This window comes from Paraburkholderia bengalensis (assembly GCF_037126505.1).
Classification (GTDB): Bacteria; Pseudomonadota; Gammaproteobacteria; order Burkholderiales; family Burkholderiaceae; genus Paraburkholderia; species Paraburkholderia bengalensis.
In genome coordinates this window covers 19,102-39,960 of record NZ_JACFYJ010000038.1, presented here as the reverse complement: position 1 = coordinate 39,960, position 20,859 = coordinate 19,102, and the positions used below count along the sequence as shown (strand labels likewise).

Below are 20,859 nucleotides of genomic sequence, written 5' to 3'. Positions count from 1 at the left end.
GGTCTGCCGCCACGAAGCGGGCCGCGCTACCAGCGTCCGTGATGACGCCCTTCCCAGCCGCGATGCCGGCCGTGATCGTGCCAACGCGGTCCGCCGCCCCAATAGCCGCGCCGGTAACCGCCGTAGCCGTAGTAGACGGGCGGCGGCGGCACATAGACGACAGGCGGCGGCGCGTACACGACAGGCGGCGCCGCGTAGACGGGAGCGGGCGCGCCCAGATACACACCGACGCCGACGTGCGCCGACGCCGCCGTCGAAGCGCACGCGATGGCCAGCCCGAAGGCTGCCGATACCATCGCACGTTTGATCATGCTGTTCTCCTGTCCTTGATGATCGTGCCCTTGCGAGCTGTCCAACGCCGTCCGCCGCCGACGTGCCAAACGGCCGGGCCGTCAGCCTGACGAGTTGCTGACTTGATATTACGAAACGGAAAGGATCACAGGTGCAAGCAGACCGTCGCTTGTGTAACAACCAGTAAGCACGCTGATGATGCAGGGAGTGTGTGAAGCGATTCCGGAGCGGAAGCCGGAAGCGGCCGGCCCGCGCGACGCAAGCGCAGGCCGGTGCAGGAACGATGGATCAGGCGCCGAGCGCGACTGTCGTTTCGCCCGCGAGCTGCGCGAGCATCTGATGGATTTGCGCGACCACCTGCGCGCCTTCGCCGACGGCGGCCGCAACGCGTTTCGTCGATCCCGCGCGCGCATCGCCGATTGCGTACACGCCTTCGACGGACGTATTCAGGTCGCACGCCGAATTGGCGCCCGTGATGACGAAGCCCTTTTTATCCAGTTGCACGCCGCAACTGCGCAGCCAGTCGGTGTTCGGATCGGCGCCCGTGAACAGGAACAGATGCCGCGAGTCGAAGCGGTCGCGTCCGTCGGCGCAAGGACTTTTCAGCCCGACCTGCGCGAGGCCGCCTTCCGTGCCTTCGAGCCAGCCGATCTCCGTGCCCGGATAAACGGTGACGTTCGGTAGCGACGCAATCCGGTCGATCAGATAGCGCGACATCGTTGCCTCGAAGCCGCTGCGGCGGATCAGCACGTGAATGTGCTTCGCGTGCGAAGCGAGATAGACGATGCCCTGGCCAGCCGAATTGCCGCCGCCGACCAGCACGATCTCCTCGCGCTTGCACAGCTTCGCCTCGACGGGCGACGCCCAGTAGTAGATGCCGCGTCCGTCGAAGCGGTCGAGCCCGTCGATCTCCGGCCGGCGATATACCGCGCCGCTCGCGATCACCACCGACTGCGCGCGGATGCTGCCCTGGCACTGCAGTTCCAACCGGTACGGACGCTCCTCGCAATGCAGATGCTTGACCTTCACGGGAATCGCGACATGCGCGCCGAACTTCTGCGCCTGCACGAACGCGCGGCCCGCCAGCGCCTGACCGGAAATGCCCGTCGGAAAGCCGAGATAGTTTTCGATGCGCGAGCTGGCGCCCGCCTGGCCGCCCGGCGCGCGGCCGTCCAGCACGATCACGGACAGACCTTCCGACGCCGCATACACGGCAGTGGCGAGGCCCGCCGGACCCGCACCGACGATGGCCACGTCGTACACGTGCTCCGAGTCGAGGTCGGGGATCATGCCGAGACACGTCGCCAGTTCGGGGTCGCTCGGATGGCGCAGCACGGAGCCGTCCGGGCAGATCACGAGCGGCATGTCTTCGGGGCCGGCTGCGAACTGCTCGATCACGCGCAGTCCGTCTTCGTCGCGTTCGTCGAGCACCGTGTGAGGATGGCCGTTGCGCGACAGGAAACCTTGCAGCGACACCAGCCGCCGGTCGTTGCTCTTGCCGACGATGATCGGCCCGCCCGCGCCGCGCTCGATCAGCCCGACGCGACGCAGGATCAGCGCGCGCATGATGCGCTCGCCGAGTTCGGCTTCCGCGACAATCAGTGCGCGCAGGCGTTCCGGCTCGATCAGCAAGGCCTCGACGGGTTCGAGGGCCAGGCCGTCGACGAGCGCGGGCTTGCCGGACAACTGACCGACTTCGGCGAGAAACGAGCCTTTGTGATGGACGTTGACGAGCAGTTCGCGCCCAAGGCCGTCGCGCTGATACACCTTGACCGACCCCGACAGCAGCACGAACATCCCTGGCCCCGTGCTGCCCGTGCGGCACAACAGCTCGCCCGGCTCGAAGTGGCGGCGTTCGCCAAACTTGCAGATGCGCTTGATTTCGTCTGCTTGAAGTTCGGGAAACATCTGATGACGGCGCGTCGACAGCGTCGAGAACGGCGCCTCGTTGACAGCGGCGCGCTGCGCGTCTTCACCCTCTCGCGTTACACCCATACATGCGCTCCTAGCTTTGCTGCGGACCGCTGCGGCCGCAGCGCGATCCCGTTCAGACAGTCTTTGGCGTGATGCCGAGGTCCAGCGGCGGTTCGATTTCTTCGGCGAGCGGCTCGAGCTGGCGGCCGGCGTCGCGCCATGCATCGAGCCCGCCGCGCAGCGGCACCACGTCCTGGAAACCGGCTTGCGTCAGTTGCTTCGCCATCCATGCCGCCGACACCTCGTTCGGGCACGAGCAATAGATCACGAGCTTCTGGTCGTGCGGATACTTCGCGACGATTTCGTCGAGCTGGCGCTCATCTGCGAATACCGAGCCGGGAATCACGAACGGGTCGAGCGCGCGCTTTTCCTGCGAGCGGATGTCGAACAGGACGGGCGAACGCTTGTCGAGCATCAGGTTGTACAGCTCGTCGACATCCATGCGCGCGGTGGCGAGCTTCTTGATCAGCTGACGGCGCCGATACCAGCGGTACGCGCAGTAAATGGCGAGCAGCACCGCGACGATCACAGCCGTCATCTTGCCCAGACGGCTCGCGCCCGCGAACAGCATGTCGATCTGCTGCGCGAACACCACGCCCAGCACGAGACCGAGGCCCGACCAGAGCGTTGCGCCGATGCTGTCGTAGGCGAGGAACGTGCGGTACGGCGTGCCCATCGCGCCCGCCATCGGAATGGACACGATCGACAGGCCCGGCACGAACTTCGCGACAGCCAGCACGCGCACGCCCCAGCGGCCGAAGAAGCGCTCCGTCTTTTTCACGCAGGTGTCGCGCGACAGCGACAGCTTGCACAACGTCTTGAGCGTGTTGCCGCCGTAGATGCGGCCGGCCGCGAACCATGCGCTGTCGCCGATCAGCGTGGCGAACACGGCGAGCACGAGCACGGGCAGCACCTGCGCACCGACCGACCCGGGATGCATCGCGGCCATCGCGCCGAACAGCACGAGGCAAGGCATGGCGGGCACGGGCAGCCCGATCGACGCGGCCAGCACGTTGACAAAAACAATGGCAGGCCCGTACTGCTCGACGAGATCATGTAGCATCGGCTTACTTTGGCGACCGTTTCGGCCCCGAAGACGACAAGAGTGGACTAAAAGATTATGGACGCATTTTCAACGCGTGCAAGAGAGGTGCGTTGCGCGTCGGGGATACTGCCAAAAAGCGGGAAAACCGCGTGCCGCCTCGATCTTCGACGGGAAGATGTCGGCGCGACCGGTGAGCGCCATGCGACGTTCGACCAGACTCCGGATATGGCGATGATTGCGGCAAAAACAAGCGTCGCGGCGCTCCGTTGAATCTGCGCCGCGCGCCCGTGGCGATGCGACTGTCGACTGCTGTGCGTTATTGACGGTGATTGTGCTGCTCGCCCGGCAGTTCGGCGCCGTGCGCGCGAATGGCGGCAATCAGTTCCGCCGGTGTGATTTCATAACGCACTTCGCGGTGGATGCCCGGCTTGCGCTCATCGACTTCGATCAGAAGTATGCCTTTCCCGTCTTCAGTCGATTCGAGGCGCAGCGAGCGCAACTCGCGCCCCGTTTCGTCGTCGTGCTCGGTGAGCAGGGCCATTGCCCCGGAAGACCCGGTGGTGCGCATCGAAAATTCCCTCTTGCGTGATTGAACAACGTTGCCGAACAGGCATTGTAAGGGCAGTGCGCATACGGCGTCTGTCGCGTGTCGCTCACACTCGTCCGATTATGCGAACGCGGCGCGCGCAGTGCCTCGACGGGACGCGGCGCTGAGCGCAAACGCAGGCGTGGTGCGGCTTCGGGGGGCGCGTGCCGGCTTCTCCGAGGGCTGGCGGCGCGTTTTTCGGGCACCGTCGAAGGGCACCATGCACGCATCCGATGCATATGCGCGCCCCGCGTCGAACGGCTGTCACGGCCATGACGCGTGCGTGTGTTTGCAACCGGAAAGATGACGGCAATGACCGCAATGACCGCAATGACCGCAATGACCGCAATGACCGCAAGAAGCGGGAGGCCGTCGCGCCGCGCCGTGCGCTACAGTGGTTCATCGGATCAGGCAGGAGGGTCTCATGAAGCAATGCATGTCGATGCCGAGCCCGCTCGGCGACATTCTGCTGCGCGCGGAAGACGACGCGCTGACGGGCGTGTACTTCGTCGGCCAGAAGTATTTTCCCACCGCCGACGGCGCGCTCGCCGCCGACAGTTCCGCGCACGTGCTGCTCGCCGCGCGCGAACAGCTCGTCGAATATTTCGCGGGCGAGCGCCAGCAGTTCACGCTGCGGCTGCGGATGCTCGGCAGCCCGTTTCAGCGCGACGTCTGGGAACAACTGGTGGAGATTCCGTACGGCGAAACGGCCAGCTATGGCGGCATCGCGCAACGTCTCGGCATGCCGCTGTCGGCGTCGCGGGCAGTCGGCGCGGCCAACGGGCGCAATCCGCTGTCGATCGTCGTGCCGTGTCACCGCGTGATTTCCAGCGCGGGCGACCTGACGGGCTACGCGGGCGGTTTGCATCGGAAGAGAGCGCTGCTGGAACTCGAGCGGCCGATGTCGAAGGCGCCACGGCAACTGGAACTGCTGGCCGTCGGTTGACGCAGGCGTGATGCGCGTCACGCGGGTGCGGGCGCAAACGCGGCGCGCAGATAAAAAACAGCCCGTCCGGTTGGGACGGGCTGCTTAAACGCCGTTGTTACTCGGGTCAGCCGGCCCGCACACAAACCTGGGCGCTGACGGAAGTATCTTTATTGGCCAATTGCGCGCTGTCGAGATGGGGCTAACGATGATCTGTCAGATCAATGCATCCTCTTCGACGGCCATGCGCGCGGCACGAACGGGCGTCGGCTTGCTGGTCGTGCCGCACGTGGCGGGCGCGCCCGCCACCGTGAACAGGCGCACGGCTTCGTCGAGCACGTCGGCCTGTTCGGCCAGACGCTGCGCCGTCGCGGCGGCCTGCTCGACCAGCGCGGCGTTCTGCTGCGTCGCGCTGTCCAGGTGCGACACGGCCTGATTGACCTGGCTGATGCCGTCGGCCTGTTCGCTGCTCGCATTCGCCACCTCGACGATCAGCGACGACACGCGCGTCACCGCCTCATCGATGACGGCCATCTGCGCCGTCGTGCGCGCGACGAGTTCGGTGCCTTGCGCAACTTCGTTCACCGTCGTGTCGACCACCTGCTTGATTTCCTTCGCCGAAGCCGCGCACCGCTGCGCGAGCATGCGCACCTCGCCTGCGACGACCGCGAACGAGCGGCCCGCCTCGCCCGCACGCGCCGCCTCGACGGCGGCATTGAGGGCAAGAATGTTGGTCTGGAACGCGATGCCGTCGATCACGCCCGTGATGTCCGAAATACGCCGCGAAGCCTGCGTGATGCCCGCCATCGTCTGCTCGACCTGCTGCGCAACCGTGCCGCCGAGCGCGGCGGCCGCCTGCGCGTCCTTGGCGAGATCGAGCGCGCGCACGGTGGCGTCGGCGTTTGCCTGCACGGTGGTGGTCAGCTGCTCCATCGTCGCCGCCGTTTCTTCCAGCGACGCCGCCTGCATTTCAGTGCGGCGCGCGAGATCCAGATTGCCCGTCGAGATTTCGTGCGCGGCGTCGAGCATGCCGCCGATCTGCGCGCGCACGTCGAAGACGATCGCGGTGAGATTCGCTTTCAGCTGATTGAGCGCATCGAGCACGTCGCCGAGATCGTCGCGGCGCTCGATCGTCAGATCGACCGTCAGGTCGCCCGCAGCCATGCGCGTGGCGAACGACGCCATCGCGCCGACGGGCTGGCCGAGATGGCGCGACAACAGCAGCGCCGAGCCGGCGCCCGCCGCCGCCGTCACGCCGAAGGCAATCCAGAACGGCAGCGGCGGCGTGCCGCTCCAGGCCGCGAGGCCGGCCGCGAGCAGCGCGACGGGCGCGACCATGTAGCCGATGGTGGCGCGCAGCGCAACGGGCAGACGCGTCAGCGCCTGCAGCCGGCCCGCCACGCCCGTGCGCACCACGACGCCTTGCCGCAGGCGCATGCCGCGCGCCGCGCCCGCGCGTATCTTCGCGTACAGCGCGTCCGCTTCGCGCACTTCGTCTCGCTGCGGCTTGGTGCGCACGCTCAGGTAGCCGACGGGCACGCCGTTCTCGACGACGGGCGTGACGCTCGCGCGCACCCAGTAGTGATCGCCGTTCTTGCGCCGGTTCTTGACGAGCGCTGTCCATGGGCGGCCGGCGCGGATTGTCGTCCACAGATCGGCGAACGCTTCGGCGGGCATGTCGGGATGGCGGATCAGGTTGTGCGGCTGGCCGATCAGTTCGTCGCGCGAGTACCCCGACACGGCGATGAAGGCGGGGTTGCAGTACTGGATCTTGCCTTTGAGGTCGGTCGCGGACACGAGCATCTGCGACGACGGGTAGTCGTACTCGTTCTGGGAAACAGGCTGATTGTTGCGCATGACCTTCTGACGTTCGTTGGACTGCCGGATGCCGGGCATCCGAATGGTTCTGTCAACTTTATCGGCCGAGACCCTTGAGGCTTTAGGGTTTTCCTGGTATTTGACTCAGGTAAGCGCGAGGCGCGCCGATAACACAGAGTTGCGCGGCGCGTCGTTGGCGGCCCGGCCCGTCAGGCTGCGCGCCGGGGCACAATCAATGTTTAGACGGATTGCCCGGCGCGGCAAACCACCTAGACTCGTTTTCATCGGGGCTTTGCCTGCGCATTGCGTGCGGCCACGCCTCGCGCGAACGTCCCGCAGACCGACCGGTTCACGAAGCAGCCCGTCAACGGCGCGCAGCGACATGCCTTCGATGCGGCCTGCGAACCCACGAGGCGCGACTGTATGCAAAACCTACTCGATCGCACGCAGGAATCGCTGGCTGAAGGCTTCGCGACGCTGTCACGCTACGCGCGGCGGCAGCGTCGTCTCTATCTGGCGACCATCGCGGTGGTGCTCGTCATTCTGGTGGTGTCGGCGTCGTTGCTGTCGGTGCTCGCGATCGGCAAATACGTCGACTACATGCGCAGCATCCGCGCGCAGGATGCGGCGAATTTTTCGGTGTCGATCCATCGTGGAGAGTCGTTTCTCCGCCGCGCGGCGCTGACGGTCGCCTACTACGCCAACACGGACGAAGTCCAGCGCGTGCCCGCGGACATCGAGGACGCGGTGCGCCAGACAGGCGTGGCCGTCGGCCCGGCAGCGGGCCTGAACGCCAGCTATGACCTGCTGGTGTCGGACGCGACCCGCGCGCGCTGGGGCGAGAGCCTGAACGCGAATCTGTGGCGGCTGGCTTCCGCCGCGACGTCGACGCTCACCACACGCGTCGCGTTCGACGTGTCGTACCGGGCGGAGATCGTCGGACTGACGGAAGACTATGCGGCGCTGATGCCGGGGCTCTCGCCTGCGACGGACCCGCACGCGCCGCCGCTCGCGCCCGCGCTGATCGGCACGCTGCGCGATTCGCTCGAGCGCAGCGTGCTCGCGCAGACGGGCGCGCGCGCGCCGGCGAAGGGAGCCTACGTGCTGGCGGGACCGTACCGCGATCCGCTGCTCGGCGCGCCCGCCATGATCGCCGTCACCGCGTACTACGCGGGCGAGACGCCCGTCGCGCTGATCGCCATCGTCGAGCCGCTCGATCAGTTCTTCAACGTGCCCGCCCGCACGCCGCACGAAGGGACGCTGGTGCTGGCCGGCAGCCGCGGCGTCATCAAGACGCAGCCGCCCGTCGACGCCGACACCTCACGCGAACTGATGCTGCGCGCCGCCAGCCTTCCGCCCGACACGCCGCGCTACTCGGCTGACGGCGTCGTGTTCACCGTGCCTGTGAGCAATACGTCGTCGCTGATCTGCCATCTGTCGTGGGGCGACGTGATCGGCGCGCTGCGCTGGCAGCTCGGCGCGATTGTCGGCGTGGCGCTGCTGGCGGCGCTCGCCGTGATCGTCACCGCGAAGTTCTGGGGGCTGAAGCTGCTGCGCCGCTCCAACGAGGAGGCGATGCGCGCGCTCGAAAGCGAAACGATCAATCACATTCTGGTTGCCGCGACGCCCGTCGGACTGTGCATCGTGCGGCAGCGCGACTTCCATATCCTGACGTCGAACCAGCTCGCGCGCGAACTGCTGCACGTCGCCGATGCGCCGGCGGCGCTGCCCGCGCACATCGCGGCCGCCTTCAAGGAGCGCAACGCGCACGAAGCGGGCGCCACGCGCCTCGGCAAGTTCGCCGAATTCATCGTCACCGCGCTGCCCGTCGAGCCCGCCGACGCCGACAAGCCCGACACGCAATACCTGCAGATCAGCTACGGCGCCGCGCGCTATCAGGGCGAGGACGTGCTGTTCTGCGCGCTGCTCGACGTGACCGTGCGGCACGCGCTTGGCCAGCAGATTCGCGCGGCGCAGCGCGAAACGGAAGCGATGATGAACGCGCAGACCAGCTTCTTCGCCGCGATGAGCCACGAGATCCGCACGCCGCTGAACGCGCTGCTCGGCAATCTCGAACTGCTGTCGATGACGCCCGGCCTCGACGCGTACCAGCAGCGGCTGCGCGCGGTGGGCGCGGCAGCGGACGGGCTGCGCCACATCGTCAACGACATCCTCGATTTTTCGAAGATCGGCGCGGGCAAGATGAAGCTGTTGCCGGAAACCTTCAGGCCCGTCGAAGACCTCGAAAACCTGGCGCTGTCGTACGCGCCGCTGACGGCGGGGCGGCCGCTGCGCTTTTACGCGCATCTGTCGCCGACGCTGTATCGCCCGCTGCGCGGCGATCGCGCGCGGGTCGTGCAGATCGTCAACAACCTGCTGTCGAACGCGTTCAAGTTCACGTCGAGCGGCAAGATCACGTTGTCGGCGCATGTCGAGCCCGATGTGCACGACCGGCCGGTGCTGATGTGCCGCGTGATCGACTCGGGTATCGGCATGGATTCGGCGCTCGTCGCGCGAATCTTCAATCCGTTCGTGCAGGCGGAACCGACCTCGTCGAGCCGGTACGGCGGCACGGGGCTCGGCCTGTCGATCTGCGCGCGGCTGTGCGAGCTGATGGGCGGCAAGATCGGCGTCGAGAGCGTGCCGGGCCTCGGCAGCGCGTTCACCGTGTCGATTCCCCTCGAACCGGCCGCCGAAGCGCTCGCGGCGGGGGCTCCCGATTCGTCGCGCGAGCCGCGCGGCAGCGCGCTCGTGCTGTGTCAGGAGGCCGGCTCGGCCACCGTGCTCGACGACATGCTGGCCTACGCGGGCTGGATGGCGAGCAGCGTGACATCGGTGGCGGCGGCGGAAGCCTGGCTGCGCGTGCATCGTCCTGCGTTCGTGATCGTCACGGGCGAATACGACCTCGGCACGATTGCCGCGTTGCGCGCGATCCAGGCCGTGCCGATCGTCTGGCTGACGCGCAGCGGGCAGCATCGTCCGACAGCGCGCGCCGAAGGCGTGTTCGAGGTGACGGAATTCAGCCACGACGCGATATTCGCGTGCATCGAGCAGCTGACGGGCGTCGAGCCGCCCGTCGAGGCGCCGCCTGCCGCATCCGCTGCTGACGAGCGCGCCGCCGATCCGTCGCTGAAGGGCTTGCGAGTGCTGGTCGCCGAGGACAATCCGCTGAACCAGACGCTGATCTCCGAGCAACTGACCGCGCTCGGCTGCGAGCCGATGCTCGCCGCCGACGGCCGGGAAGCGTTGCTGCGGCTCAGGCAGACGGAAGCGGACCTCGTGCTGACGGACATCCATATGCCGATCATGGACGGCTACGCGCTGATGGAGGCGTTGCGGCAATCGCATCCGCATCTGCCCGTGCTGGCGTTCAGCGCGGTGGCGTCCGCCGAGCAGATCGACGAATGGCGGCGGCGCGGCTTTGCCGCCTACGTGCCGAAGCCGGCGTCGCTGCGGCAGGTGGAAACCGCGCTGCTGGCTCTGGGACTGCGCGCGCGGCCGGCCGAAACCGGCGCGGCAGACGACCCCGCAACGGGCGGCGCAACCGGTGCAACCGATACCGCAACGGACGCCGCGACCGGCGGCACAACCGACACCATCGCGACCGCCGCTTCGAATGATGCGGCCCGCGTCCCTCACGAACCGCCGCCGCCCGACGACACTGCGCCCGCCCTTGACCCCGCCGACAAAGCCCGCTTCATGCAGATGCTCAAGGCGTATCTGGCGACGGATCTGCCCAAACTTGCGTCGATCATCGAAAGCGGGGACGTGAAGGCTTTGCGCGCGTGGGCGCACGGCGCGGCGGGCGGCTTCCTGGTTGCGCAGGAAGCGGCGCTCGCCGCGCAATGCCGCGAGCTTCAATATCTCTGCGACGGCCAGCCGCAATGGACACCCGCCCACGGCGCGCGCGCCGCCGCGTTGCACGACCATTTGCGTAGCACATTCGGCCTCGGTGTGGCTTCCATTCAATGAGGTTTGTGCGTCGCACGAAAACAACGCTGACGGCGCGAGATGGAGTTACGCTGTGCGGAAGATTTCGCCCGGACGGGCGTGGCGGCGATCTTGCCGCGGGCACGACGGCGCGGTCATCGGTTTCGATTTGACTACTCCTGTCGCACGCAAACCGAACATCAGTTTTTTTGCAATCTGTAATCTGGTTGACGAAGCGGATGCGCCGCGGTGTTGACGCGCACCACTTGTGCATGTGGCTGTCGTTCCTATAAAAAGTCGCCTTCTGGATCGAACGACTCAACCTCGAGAAGCCAAGCATGTCCGCAAATAAAACCAACAAGACAGCCGTAGCGGCCGCCGCAGGCGCCATCCTTCTCGCACTCGGGCCCAACGCGCAGGCGCAAAGCAGCATTTCTATGTACGGCGAACTGGACACGGGCCTCGCGTATCTGAGCAACGTCGGCGGACATTCGCAATGGCAGGCCACGACGGGTCTCGTCGACGGCAGCTATTGGGGCTTGCAGGGCATCGAAGACCTGGGCGGCGGTTATCGCGCGATTTTCCGGCTCGAGCGCGGCTTTTCCGTCACGTCGGGCGAGATGCTCAACGACCATCCGTACTACGTCGGTCTCGGCAGCGACAAGGCGGGCACGCTCACGCTCGGCCATCAGTACGATCTGATCCACGATTACTTCGCGCCGTTCACGCTGACGGGCGGCACGGGCGGTACCGCTTTCGCCCATCCGTTCGACAACGACAACGCCAACAACACTTACCTCGCGGCGAATTCGGTGAAGTACGCGAGTCCGTCATTCGGCGGCCTGACGTTGGGCGGCATGTACGCATTCTCGAATGCGGCGGGGCAGTTTGCGAACAACCGTGCGTACAGCTTCGGCGCGAGCTATCAGAACGGTGCGTTGAATGCGGGCGCGGCGTATCTGCACGCGAACGGGCGCGGCAATTCGTCGACGGGCGCCTACGATGCCGCTGTGCTGCCGAGCGTGACCGATGTCTTCGAAGCCGCTGTGCAGACACAGAACACGTACGGCTTCGGCGTGAGCTACGCGATCGGCGACCTGACGATGGCGGCCGCCTGGTCGCGCTCCACCTACACCGGCGTGACCGTGATCGATACGGGCGACAGCGCGCCGTCGATCGGCTTTTCGAACTACGAGCTCAACGGCGTCTACCAGTTGACGCCGAGCGTCGCGCTGGCGGGCTCGTACACGTACACGAAGGGATCGGGCTCGCACTGGCACAACGGCGGCGTGCAGGCCGACTACCAGTTCTCCAAGCGCACGGACACCTATCTGGAAGCGATCTACCAGCGCGCTTCGTCGGGCGCGCCGGCCGTCATCAATTCGGCCGATCCGTCGTCGAGCCACAACCAGGTGCTGATCGGCGCGGGCTTGCGGCACCGCTTCTGACGCACGCCCGCGTCGGCGAGCTACACCTGTTTTCAGGGGTCAAAACGATGATGTCGTTGCAGGGGCAACGAGATTCATGCACACGCTCATCCCGCACGCGTGATTCACATGCAGGCTGCATCGTTTGGATGGGATTGCGCTTTCACGCGGTAAAGCCTGGCTTACCTAAACTTCCAGGCGCGACAAGACCGCAAGCCTGGGACGAAGGCCGTTAAGCGACCACCGGTTCGGCGAATCGGAGCCGGACGGCAAGCCCGCCGATAAATGCTGACGATCCCGTTGCGGCTTGTTAAATTGTTTGTTCAGGCACCGCAAAGACCGTTCGGAAACCGGGTTGCAACCGTAGCGTCGCAACCCGCGATGGCGCCGTCCGGACAAGAGACCTGAGAACGGAGACCTGAAAGCGGAGACCTGAAAGCGGAGACCCCCATGCGTGCCATATTCCAATACCCGTTTCCCGTCACCGAGCGCAAGGTTGCGCGCAACAAGGTGGTCAGCGCGCGCGCTGCCGTCGAGCTGATTCGCGCGGGCGATACGGTCGCGACAGGCGGCTTTGTCGGCGTCGGCTTTGCGGAAGAGGTGGCGATTGCGCTCGAAGAGCGTTTCTTCGAGGCGAACGCGGCGACCTCGGGCGGACCGGGCGCGCTCGGCACGCCGGACGTGTCGAACGCGCATCTCGACCTGACGCTCGTGTACGCGGCGGGACAGGGCGACGGCAAGTCCAAAGGGCTGAACCATTTCGCGCACGAAGGGCTCGTGCGGCGCGTGATCGGCGGACATTGGGGGCTCGTGCCGAAGCTGCAGCAACTCGCCATCGAGGGCCGCATCGAGGCGTACAACCTGCCGCAAGGCGTTATTTCGCATCTGTTCCGCGACATCGCCGCGGGCAAGCCGGGGCATCTGTCGACGATCGGCCTCGGCACGTTCGTCGATCCGCGTCACGGCGGCGGCAAGCTGAACAGCCGGACGGCGGAAGAACTCGTCCAGCTGCTGCAGGTCGACGGCAACGAATATCTGTTCTACAAGACCTTCCCCGTCGATGTCGCCATCATTCGCGGCACGACGGCAGACGCCAACGGCAACGTCACGATGGAGCGCGAAGCGCTGACGCTCGAAGCGCTCGCCATCGCCATGGCCGCGCGCAATTCGGGCGGCGTCGTGATCGTGCAGGTCGAACGGCTCGCCGACACGAACACGCTCAATCCGCGCGACGTGAAGATTCCGGGAATCATGGTCGATTGCGTCGTGGTCGCGCGGCCCGAGCATCACTGGCAGACATTCGCCGAGCCGTATTCGCCCGCGTTCGCGAGCGAGTTGCGCGTGCCGGCGAGTTCCGTGCCGCCGATGGAGCTGTCCGAGCGCAAGGTGATCGCGCGGCGCGCGGCAATGGAGCTGATGGCCAATAGCGTCGTGAATCTGGGTATCGGCATGCCGGAGGGCATCGCGAGCGTCGCGAACGAAGAAGGCGTGATCGATCTGTTCACGATGACGACGGAGCCCGGCGTGATCGGCGGCATTCCGGCGGGCGGGTTGAATTTCGGCGCGGCGACCAACACGCAGGCCATCATCGATCAACCGTATCAGTTCGATTTCTACGACGGCGGCGGCCTCGACATTGCGTTTCTCGGACTCGCGCAGGCCGACCGTCAGGGCAATCTGAACGTCAGCAAATTCGGGCCGAAGCTCGCGGGCGCGGGCGGCTTCATCAACATCAGCCAGAGCGCGAAGCGCGTCGTGTTCGTCGGCACGTTCAACGCGGGCAATCTGGATGTCGCCGTCGAAGACGGGCGTCTGAAGATCAATCGCGAAGGCGTTTGCCAGAAATTCGTCGATGAAGTCGAGCACCGCACGTTCAGCGGCGAATATGCGGCAAAGCGCGGGCAGCCCGTGCTGTATGTCACCGAGCGCTGCGTGTTCGAGCTGACGCCGCGCGGCCTCGCGCTCACGGAAGTGGCGCCCGGCGTCGACGTGCAGAACGATATCGTCGCGCTGATGGGTTTTGCGCCGCTCATCGAGCGGCCGCCGCGGCTGATGGACGAGCGCATCTTCCGCGCGGCGCCGATGGGCTTGCGCACGCTGCTGCTCTGTTTGCCGCTGCACGAGCGCTTCAATTACGACGCCGACAAGAACATGTTCTTCGTCAACTTCGAGGGCTTGCAGGTGAATTCGCAGGAACAGATCGACGCGATCCGCAACGAGGTGGAGTCGCGGCTCAAAGGCGTGCGCATCAGACCGCAGGCAATCGTGAATTACGACAACTTTTCGATCAGTCCGGAACTGATCGACACGTACTCGGCCACCATTACGAAAGTCGTCAACCAGTTTTACGCAGGCGTGACGCGCTATACGACGAGCAGTTTTCTGCGGATGAAACTCGGCGACGCGCTGGAGCAGCGCCACGTCGCGTCGTACATCAACGAACGGCCCGGCGACATCGTCCCGCCCCGCTGAACACGCGTGCCCTGACATGAACCGCTCACGATGCACGTGCGAAAATGACGCCTTTCGCACGACAGTTCACGCATTCAAGAAGTCCATCATGAGCAGTTTCATTCCTGGTGTGCCCGGCAAGAGCGAAAGCGATTTTGAAGTCAGCGCGGGCTCGAAGCTCGCTGGCTACCGGCGCTTTTTCGGCGTGCTGCGCGTGGTGCGCAAGACGGACGGGCGCTTGCTGTTTCCATTCGACGGCGCGCCCGATCTCGGCCCCTATCCGACCAAAGAAGAGGCGCTCGCGGCGGCGCAGGTGTACGGCGAACATATCGTCGAAGGCGATCTTGCGCGGCCCGAGTTGTAAGCGGGCGGCGCGCGCGCCTTTCTGTTCGGGCCCCGTGCTTTGCGCTTGAAGCGTGCGGTTGGCACGACTATCGTTTGAATGGACCCCTGCCGGAGGCGATCATGCGCGCTGATGCCGTCGATGTGCATTTCGATAGTGCACACCTGTTTCTCGATCTGTCCGACGGCCGCGCCGTCGAATTTCCACTGAACTGGTTTCCCACGCTCGCCGCCGCCACCGACGCCGAGCGCACGCATTTCGCGATTTCGCTCGACAAGCAGCAACTCATCTGGCCTGAACTCGACGAGGACATGGACGTGACGGCGTTGATGCTGTCGTTGCCCGAATCGATGCGTCATTAGCGGTTGCTTTTCACGTCGAACTATCGGCACGCGTCGCCCGTCGCGGCGCGGCGATTCGTGACGCCTGGTGACCTTGCCCATGCGGGGTTCGTTTTACGCATGCGTTAAAATAGAAGCTCGGTGTCAATCGGAGTCTATGTGCGATCTGTCGTTATTTATCTCACGCCTTCCCTGGACACCATGACGGAATCGTTATCGGCAAGCGCGGGCGCGCGCGAAGTTATCAGCGCTCGCGTCGATCGCACTGCGATTGCCGAGCATGATCGGGGCAAAGTCGTCGTCGAATCGACGGCGCACGATGATCCGTCGGTTCAGGCTCTCTAACAAGAACAAAAATGAACGGCGCGCTTGCTCTTGCAGCGCGCCGTTTTTTGTTTTGGCACGCCGTTTGATGCCGCGTGCATCTTCACTTTAACGATTACCGATAAACGCGGCATTCATACGTAATGACGCCTTGAATGCAGTCGCGCAATAGCATCTTTTCGATGCAAACCAAAGTCAGTTTTACCCGCTGATTGCACGTTTTAATTGCGTCGCTGTGCATTTTTTTCTGTGATTTCCATTGCATTTTGCATGATTGCAATTCAGCTCCGCACACGCTTGATTGAAAGGGGAATTGCATGTACGGTTTAAACAAAGAAGCGAAATAATGCTTCGATATATCCAAGAACCGAGAGAACCGAGGGCGGACGAATGAACCCCATCATCGAGCGAGACATTCTGCATGTGACGCAAGTGATGCGCGCGTCCCTATGCCAGTGCGAACAAACGTTGGACGTCGACTATTGGCGACGGCGTCTGACGGTATTGCTCGATTTGGATTCCCTTACGGAATCGCAACGTTATTCCGTCGAAGGCCTCTTGCACGAAATCGATGAATTCGAACAGGAGACACATTCAACGCATGCCGCCGCATTACCGCTTGCGGGGTAAAGACATGACTCTTTCACTTGCGTGGGATTTGCGCGCCAAGGCAGAACTGCTGACATATCTGATCGTCGCCCATCTGCTCGAAAGGAGGCAGCATGGAAAATGGCTTGCCGTGACGGAAGTGGTCGAACGGGAGCGTCGCTGGTTCGAGTTGCACGAAGACGTTGTGCCGTGGCTCGAACGGATATCGATATCGAGCTGGTCGCGGTCGCTCGCCATCCGGCTGGAAAGCGGCATGCCGCCGCTAAGCCAGCGATCCTACGAAAAGCTGTTGAAGCGCAGTGCGCGAACGCTGGATTTCCGTGTCGCGCTGATTCGCTTCGTCTATCTGCACAGCTTCAATCACCTGAGTGAAAACGGATGGTTTTTCTATGGGCGATTGCGCGCACATGTCGACGACGATCGCCGGTGAATACGCATGAATTGCGCTGACCGGCCACCATAGAATCGGTTTTTCGACGCTATGGCCGCCGTTTCAGCAATGCAGGATCGAATGCGCTATCAGACGAGGCCGGTCGCGTAGTAAAGGCCGATGACGAAGAACACGGCGAGCGTCTTGATGATCGTCACGGCGAAAATGTCGCGATACGACTCGCGGTGCGTGAGACCCGTCACCGCCAGCAGCGTGATCACGGCGCCGTTATGCGGCAGCGTGTCCATGCCGCCGCTCGCCATCGCGACCACGCGGTGCAGCACTTCCATCGGAATATGCGCGGCTTCCGCGCCCTTGATGAACAGGTCCGACATCGCCGCGAGCGCGATGCTCATGCCGCCCGACGCCGAACCCGTGATGCCCGCCAGCGAGCTGACGGATACGGCCGCGTTCACGAGCGGATTCGGAATGCTCTTGAGGGCGTCGCTGACCACGATGAAGCCGGGCAGCGCGGCGATCACGCCGCCGAAGCCGTATTCCGACGCGGTGTTCAGCGAAGCCAGCAGCGCGCCGCCGACAGCCGCCTTGGTACCCGAAGCGAAGCGCTCTTTCACGCGGGCAAACGCCGTCACGCAGACGAGCAGAATGCCGAGCAGCAATGCGCCCTCAACCGACCAGATCGCGACCACGGCCTTCACCGCCGTCGTCACGGGCGCGCCGTGGTTGCCGGGCAGCACGTCGGGCGACACCGTGTACGACGCGCCGTACCAGTCGGGAATCATGCGCGTGAGCACGAAGTTCGCCACGCCGACCAGGACGAGCGGCGCGATCGCCAGCAGCGGATGCGGCAGGTTCGACGTTTCGATCTGTTCCGGCTCGTTCACGAGCGACGTGCCGTAGCCTTCGCCCTTCGCCATGGCCGTGCGGCGGCGCCATTCGAGGAACGACAGCCCCACGACGATGATGAACAGCGAACCGGCGATACCGAGGCCGGGCGCGGCCCAGGCGGTGGTCTTGAAGAACGTCGTCGGAATGATGTTCTGGATCTGCGGCGTGCCCGGCAGCGAATCCATCGTGAACGAGAACGCGCCCAGCGCGATCGCGCCAGGCATCAGGCGCTTCGGAATGTTGCTCTGCCGGTAGAGTTCGGCGGCAAACGGATACACCGCGAACACGACGACGAACAGCGACACCCCGCCATACGTCAGGAGCGCGCACACCGCGACAATCACGGCATTCGCGCGCGCCCGGCCGATGTAGCGGATGGCCGAATGCACGATCGAAGCGGCGAAGCCCGACAGCTCGATCACCTTGCCGAACACGGCGCCGAGCAGGAACACGGGGAAGTACAGCTTCACGAAGACGACCATCTTCTCCATGAAGATGCCCGAAAACACGGGCGCGACGGCGGCGGGATCGACCAGCAGCACCGCGCCGAGCGCGGCGATCGGCGCGACGAGGATCACGCTGTAGCCGCGATAGGCGGCGAACATCAGGAACGCCAGGGCGGCGAGGACGATGACAAAAGCCAATTGAGTCTCCAATGCTTGGTTGTTCTACGTGGACGCGCGCGGCGGCCGGCGCCCGCTTACGCAGGTTCCATGCCATGCCCTTCGTGTGGGGCTTTCCGGCCGTGCGGCGCCAAAAGGCGGCGCGACGATTCGAACGATGGTGCCGAATTGTCTCAAAATGGAGACGAAATTTCCGCCCATACGGTCGATGCGGCGAAGCATACCCTAATCGGCGGGGTTGTTGCAGGTCTCGTACGTGAGATAATCGGTCCACGATTTGAGACAGCAAGCATAAAAAATAGAGAGGGAGACAGCGACAACATGATGAACGACTGGTCGGGCCTGCCCGCCACCTACAGCGATGTGCTGCGCCGCGCGATGGATTCGCTGTTCCGCACGTTCGAAAACTTCAGCGAAGGCACCTTCATCGTCGATGCCGACGCGCGCGTCGTGTGGATCAACAAGCGCTATGCGGCGCGTTTCGGTTTTGCCGATCCGCAGCAGGCGATCGGCCGCGACTGCGAAGCTGTCATTCCGAACAGCCTGATGCGCGAAGTCGTGATGACGGGCAAGCCGATCCTGCTCGACGTGCTCGAAACCGACCGCGAGCCGCTCGTCGTGACACGTCTGCCGCTCAAGGACGACGCGGGCAAGGTCGTCGGCGCCGTCGGTTTCGCGCTGTTCGACGAGATGAAGGCGCTCACGCCGCTTTTCTCGCACTACTCGCGCGTGCAGGAGGAACTGATCGCGACGCGCCAGTCGCTCGCGCAGGCGCGCCGCGCGAAGTACACGTTCGCGAGTTTCGTCGGCACGAGCGCGGCGAGCCTCGAAGTGAAGCGCCAGGCGCGTCGGGCCGCGCACGTCGATTCGCCCGTGCTGCTGCTCGGCGAAACGGGTACCGGCAAGGAGCTCCTCGCGCACGCGATACACGGCGCGTCCGCGCGCGCGACCAAGCCGCTCGTCACCGTCAACGTCGCGGCCATTCCCGACACGCTGCTCGAAGTCGAGTTCTTCGGCGCGGCGGCGGGCGCCTACACCGGCGCCGATCGCAAGGGACGCGTCGGCAAGTTCGAACTCGCCGACGGCGGCACGCTGTTTCTCGACGAAATCGGCGACATGCCGTTGCCGCTGCAAGGCAAGCTGTTGCGCGTGCTGCAGGACCGTGAGTTCGAGCCGCTCGGCTCGAACCGCATCGTGCGCGCCGACGTGCGGATCATCGCGGCGACGTCCGCCGATCTGCCCGCGCTCGTCGCGCAAGGGCGCTTCCGCCCTGACCTGTTCTACCGGCTGAACGTGCTGACCATCCACGCGCCGCCGCTGCGCGAACGGCAAACGGACATCGAGGCGCTCGCTTATACGATTCTGGAAGACCTCTCGACGCAGGTGCGCGGAGGCCATTTCGAACTGCAGGACGACGCATTGCGGCTGCTGTGCTCGTACGGCTGGCCAGGCAACGTGCGCGAGCTGCGCAACACGCTCGAACGCGCGGTGATGCTGTCGGACAGCGAACGCATCGACGCGTGCGCGCTCGCGCCGTTCATCGGAACCATGCGCGGCCAGCCTGTGCCCGCTGCGCCCGCCGCAGCGTCTGCTTCTGCATCGCGCGACGCGCAGCCGCAGCAGTGGGCGGACGCGATGGCCGCATTCGAAAAGCGCTTTCTCGACGACGCGCTGCGCGCCTGCGACGGCCGCGTCACGGAAGCCGCGGCGCGCATCGGCATGGGCCGCGCGACGCTCTACAAGAAGATCGCCGCGTACGGCATCGACGTGTGAAACGCCGCGCGTGGCGGGGGCGCGCGCTGCGCAGTACGATCGTGAGACCGGAAGCCACATCAGGGAGACGCGCCCATGACACGCTGGACCATCGGCATCATGCTGTTCGTCGCGAGCGCGGCGTGCATCGGGTTGCATGCGCAACAGGGGGCGTCGGCGACGGCGCCGGATGAACGGCGCAACTGGTACAACGATCCGTTCTTCGCGCTCTCGCACGCGATCGCCGATTGTCCCGTGCCCCTCGGCCCCATGATGACCCACGCGCAAATGGAAGACGACGCGCACTATCGCGTCGAACGCGGCACCACCTGCTGGCTCGCGCACAAATGCACGAAGCCGAATTCGTACATGTACGACGCGGATATCGCGACCGCGATCCATGCCCGCTTTACCGATCCCCATGCGTTCAGCGGCACGAGCCTGTGGATCACGGTGCAGCGCCGCTTTGTCTATGCGGAAGGCTGCGCGCCCGCATCGTTCGACAGGCAGGCGCTGCAGCAGCAACTCGAAGCGATACCCGACGTCGAGCAGGTGTTCGTGCGCATCAGCGCGAGCACGCAGGGGCCGATGCCCTACAAGACGCTTGCGCAACCCGACAGACAGCCGCAATGACGCAATGACGCAATGACGCAATGACGCAATGACGCAATGACGCAATGACGCAATGACGCAATGGCGCGATAAACGCAATGCAAGGCGGGCATGGCACAATCCCGTTCGTCGAAAAACAAGTGGCCAACGGGGATTTTCATGAATCGGAGTCAAACACTTGCAGCGCGCGTCAAGCATCCGCTTCGCGGCGCGGCGCTCGCCGCCGCACTCGCAATGACGGGCGCGCTCGCCGCCTGCAGCAGCGCGCCGCCGCTTTTCTCGCCGGACGGCCGACCCACTACGCTCGTGCAATGTCCCGCCGGCTCGGACAATTGCGAACAGCAGGCGCAGGCGATGTGCGGCGGCGCGTTCGACGCGATGCGCAACACCACCGAGAACGGCGTGCGCAGCCTGCTGTACGCATGCCGCGCAAAGTAAGCGCTCCCGTCTCCCTGACCTTCGTCATGCCGGCCCCGCGCCGCCGGCTCCCATTCTGAATCGCGGCGCGCGCCGCCCGTCTCGTTTCCGG

Annotated in this window: 17 protein-coding genes; 11 read left to right on the top strand and 6 right to left on the bottom strand. The window is 65.0% G+C overall.

The features are described 5' to 3' along the window. Positions 1 to 26: 26 nt before the first annotated feature. The 4 genes from H3V53_RS22030 to H3V53_RS22015 form a co-directional block, all read right to left on the bottom strand. The gene (locus H3V53_RS22030; protein ID WP_336599751.1) at positions 27 to 311 is read right to left on the bottom strand and encodes a hypothetical protein; all 285 of its coding nucleotides are present in this window, start codon (positions 309 to 311) and stop codon (positions 27 to 29) included. 268 nt (positions 312 to 579) lie between these two features. Further along, on the bottom strand, positions 580 to 2,286 hold the full coding sequence (locus H3V53_RS22025; RefSeq protein WP_336599750.1) for an FAD-dependent oxidoreductase: 1,707 nt from the start codon (positions 2,284 to 2,286) through the stop codon (positions 580 to 582). Positions 2,287 to 2,338: 52 nt separating this feature from the next. Then, positions 2,339 to 3,328 (bottom strand): DedA family protein/thiosulfate sulfurtransferase GlpE, encoded by a 990-nt coding sequence (locus H3V53_RS22020; protein ID WP_336599749.1) that lies wholly within the window; start codon positions 3,326 to 3,328, stop codon positions 2,339 to 2,341. Between the two features lie 298 nt (positions 3,329 to 3,626). Continuing rightward, positions 3,627 to 3,878, bottom strand: a complete 252-nt coding sequence (locus H3V53_RS22015) for a hypothetical protein (protein ID WP_054923675.1) — start codon at positions 3,876 to 3,878, stop codon at positions 3,627 to 3,629. Positions 3,879 to 4,320: 442 nt separating this feature from the next. Between H3V53_RS22015 and H3V53_RS22010 the strand changes: the two genes are divergently transcribed. Next, positions 4,321 to 4,842 (top strand): methylated-DNA--[protein]-cysteine S-methyltransferase, encoded by a 522-nt coding sequence (locus H3V53_RS22010; RefSeq protein WP_336599748.1) that lies wholly within the window; start codon positions 4,321 to 4,323, stop codon positions 4,840 to 4,842. A 195-nt stretch (positions 4,843 to 5,037) separates the two neighbouring features. On the opposite strand, the gene H3V53_RS22005 is transcribed toward H3V53_RS22010, so the two are convergent. Beyond that, a complete protein-coding gene (locus tag H3V53_RS22005) occupies positions 5,038 to 6,678 on the bottom strand; it encodes a methyl-accepting chemotaxis protein (RefSeq protein ID WP_336599747.1) in 1,641 nt (546 codons plus the stop codon). Between the two features lie 384 nt (positions 6,679 to 7,062). Between H3V53_RS22005 and H3V53_RS22000 the strand changes: the two genes are divergently transcribed. The 7 genes from H3V53_RS22000 to H3V53_RS21970 all read left to right on the top strand — a co-directional run bounded on the left by H3V53_RS22000 (position 7,063) and on the right by H3V53_RS21970 (position 16,494). After that, entirely contained in the window at positions 7,063 to 10,611 is a 3,549-nt protein-coding gene (locus H3V53_RS22000) for an ATP-binding protein (RefSeq protein WP_336599746.1), read from the top strand. Positions 10,612 to 10,907: 296 nt separating this feature from the next. Then, entirely contained in the window at positions 10,908 to 12,017 is a 1,110-nt protein-coding gene (locus H3V53_RS21995; RefSeq protein WP_336599745.1) for a porin, read from the top strand. 429 nt (positions 12,018 to 12,446) lie between these two features. Then, entirely contained in the window at positions 12,447 to 14,468 is a 2,022-nt protein-coding gene (locus H3V53_RS21990; protein ID WP_336599744.1) for an acyl CoA:acetate/3-ketoacid CoA transferase, read from the top strand. An 88-nt stretch (positions 14,469 to 14,556) separates the two neighbouring features. Beyond that, positions 14,557 to 14,811 (top strand): DUF6723 family protein, encoded by a 255-nt coding sequence (locus H3V53_RS21985; protein WP_054923683.1) that lies wholly within the window; start codon positions 14,557 to 14,559, stop codon positions 14,809 to 14,811. A gap of 101 nt (positions 14,812 to 14,912) precedes the next feature. After that, entirely contained in the window at positions 14,913 to 15,152 is a 240-nt protein-coding gene (locus H3V53_RS21980; RefSeq protein ID WP_054923669.1) for a DUF2442 domain-containing protein, read from the top strand. Positions 15,153 to 15,845: 693 nt separating this feature from the next. Continuing rightward, a complete protein-coding gene (locus H3V53_RS21975) occupies positions 15,846 to 16,085 on the top strand; it encodes a hypothetical protein (protein ID WP_336599743.1) in 240 nt (79 codons plus the stop codon). Positions 16,086 to 16,089: 4 nt separating this feature from the next. Beyond that, the gene (locus H3V53_RS21970; protein WP_336599742.1) at positions 16,090 to 16,494 is read left to right on the top strand and encodes a hypothetical protein; all 405 of its coding nucleotides are present in this window, start codon (positions 16,090 to 16,092) and stop codon (positions 16,492 to 16,494) included. Between the two features lie 89 nt (positions 16,495 to 16,583). Here the strand turns inward: H3V53_RS21970 and H3V53_RS21965 are convergent, their stop codons facing one another. Next, positions 16,584 to 17,987, bottom strand: coding sequence for a GntP family permease (locus H3V53_RS21965; RefSeq protein ID WP_054923666.1), 1,404 nt, complete (start codon positions 17,985 to 17,987; stop codon positions 16,584 to 16,586). 300 nt (positions 17,988 to 18,287) lie between these two features. Between H3V53_RS21965 and H3V53_RS21960 the strand changes: the two genes are divergently transcribed. The 3 genes from H3V53_RS21960 to H3V53_RS21950 all read left to right on the top strand — a co-directional run bounded on the left by H3V53_RS21960 (position 18,288) and on the right by H3V53_RS21950 (position 20,768). Continuing rightward, positions 18,288 to 19,739, top strand: coding sequence for a sigma-54 interaction domain-containing protein (locus H3V53_RS21960; RefSeq protein ID WP_336599741.1), 1,452 nt, complete (start codon positions 18,288 to 18,290; stop codon positions 19,737 to 19,739). Positions 19,740 to 19,814: 75 nt separating this feature from the next. Beyond that, positions 19,815 to 20,351, top strand: coding sequence for a BON domain-containing protein (locus H3V53_RS21955; protein ID WP_336599740.1), 537 nt, complete (start codon positions 19,815 to 19,817; stop codon positions 20,349 to 20,351). A 138-nt stretch (positions 20,352 to 20,489) separates the two neighbouring features. Continuing rightward, on the top strand, positions 20,490 to 20,768 hold the full coding sequence (locus H3V53_RS21950) for a hypothetical protein (protein ID WP_336599739.1): 279 nt from the start codon (positions 20,490 to 20,492) through the stop codon (positions 20,766 to 20,768). Positions 20,769 to 20,859 lie beyond the last annotated feature (91 nt).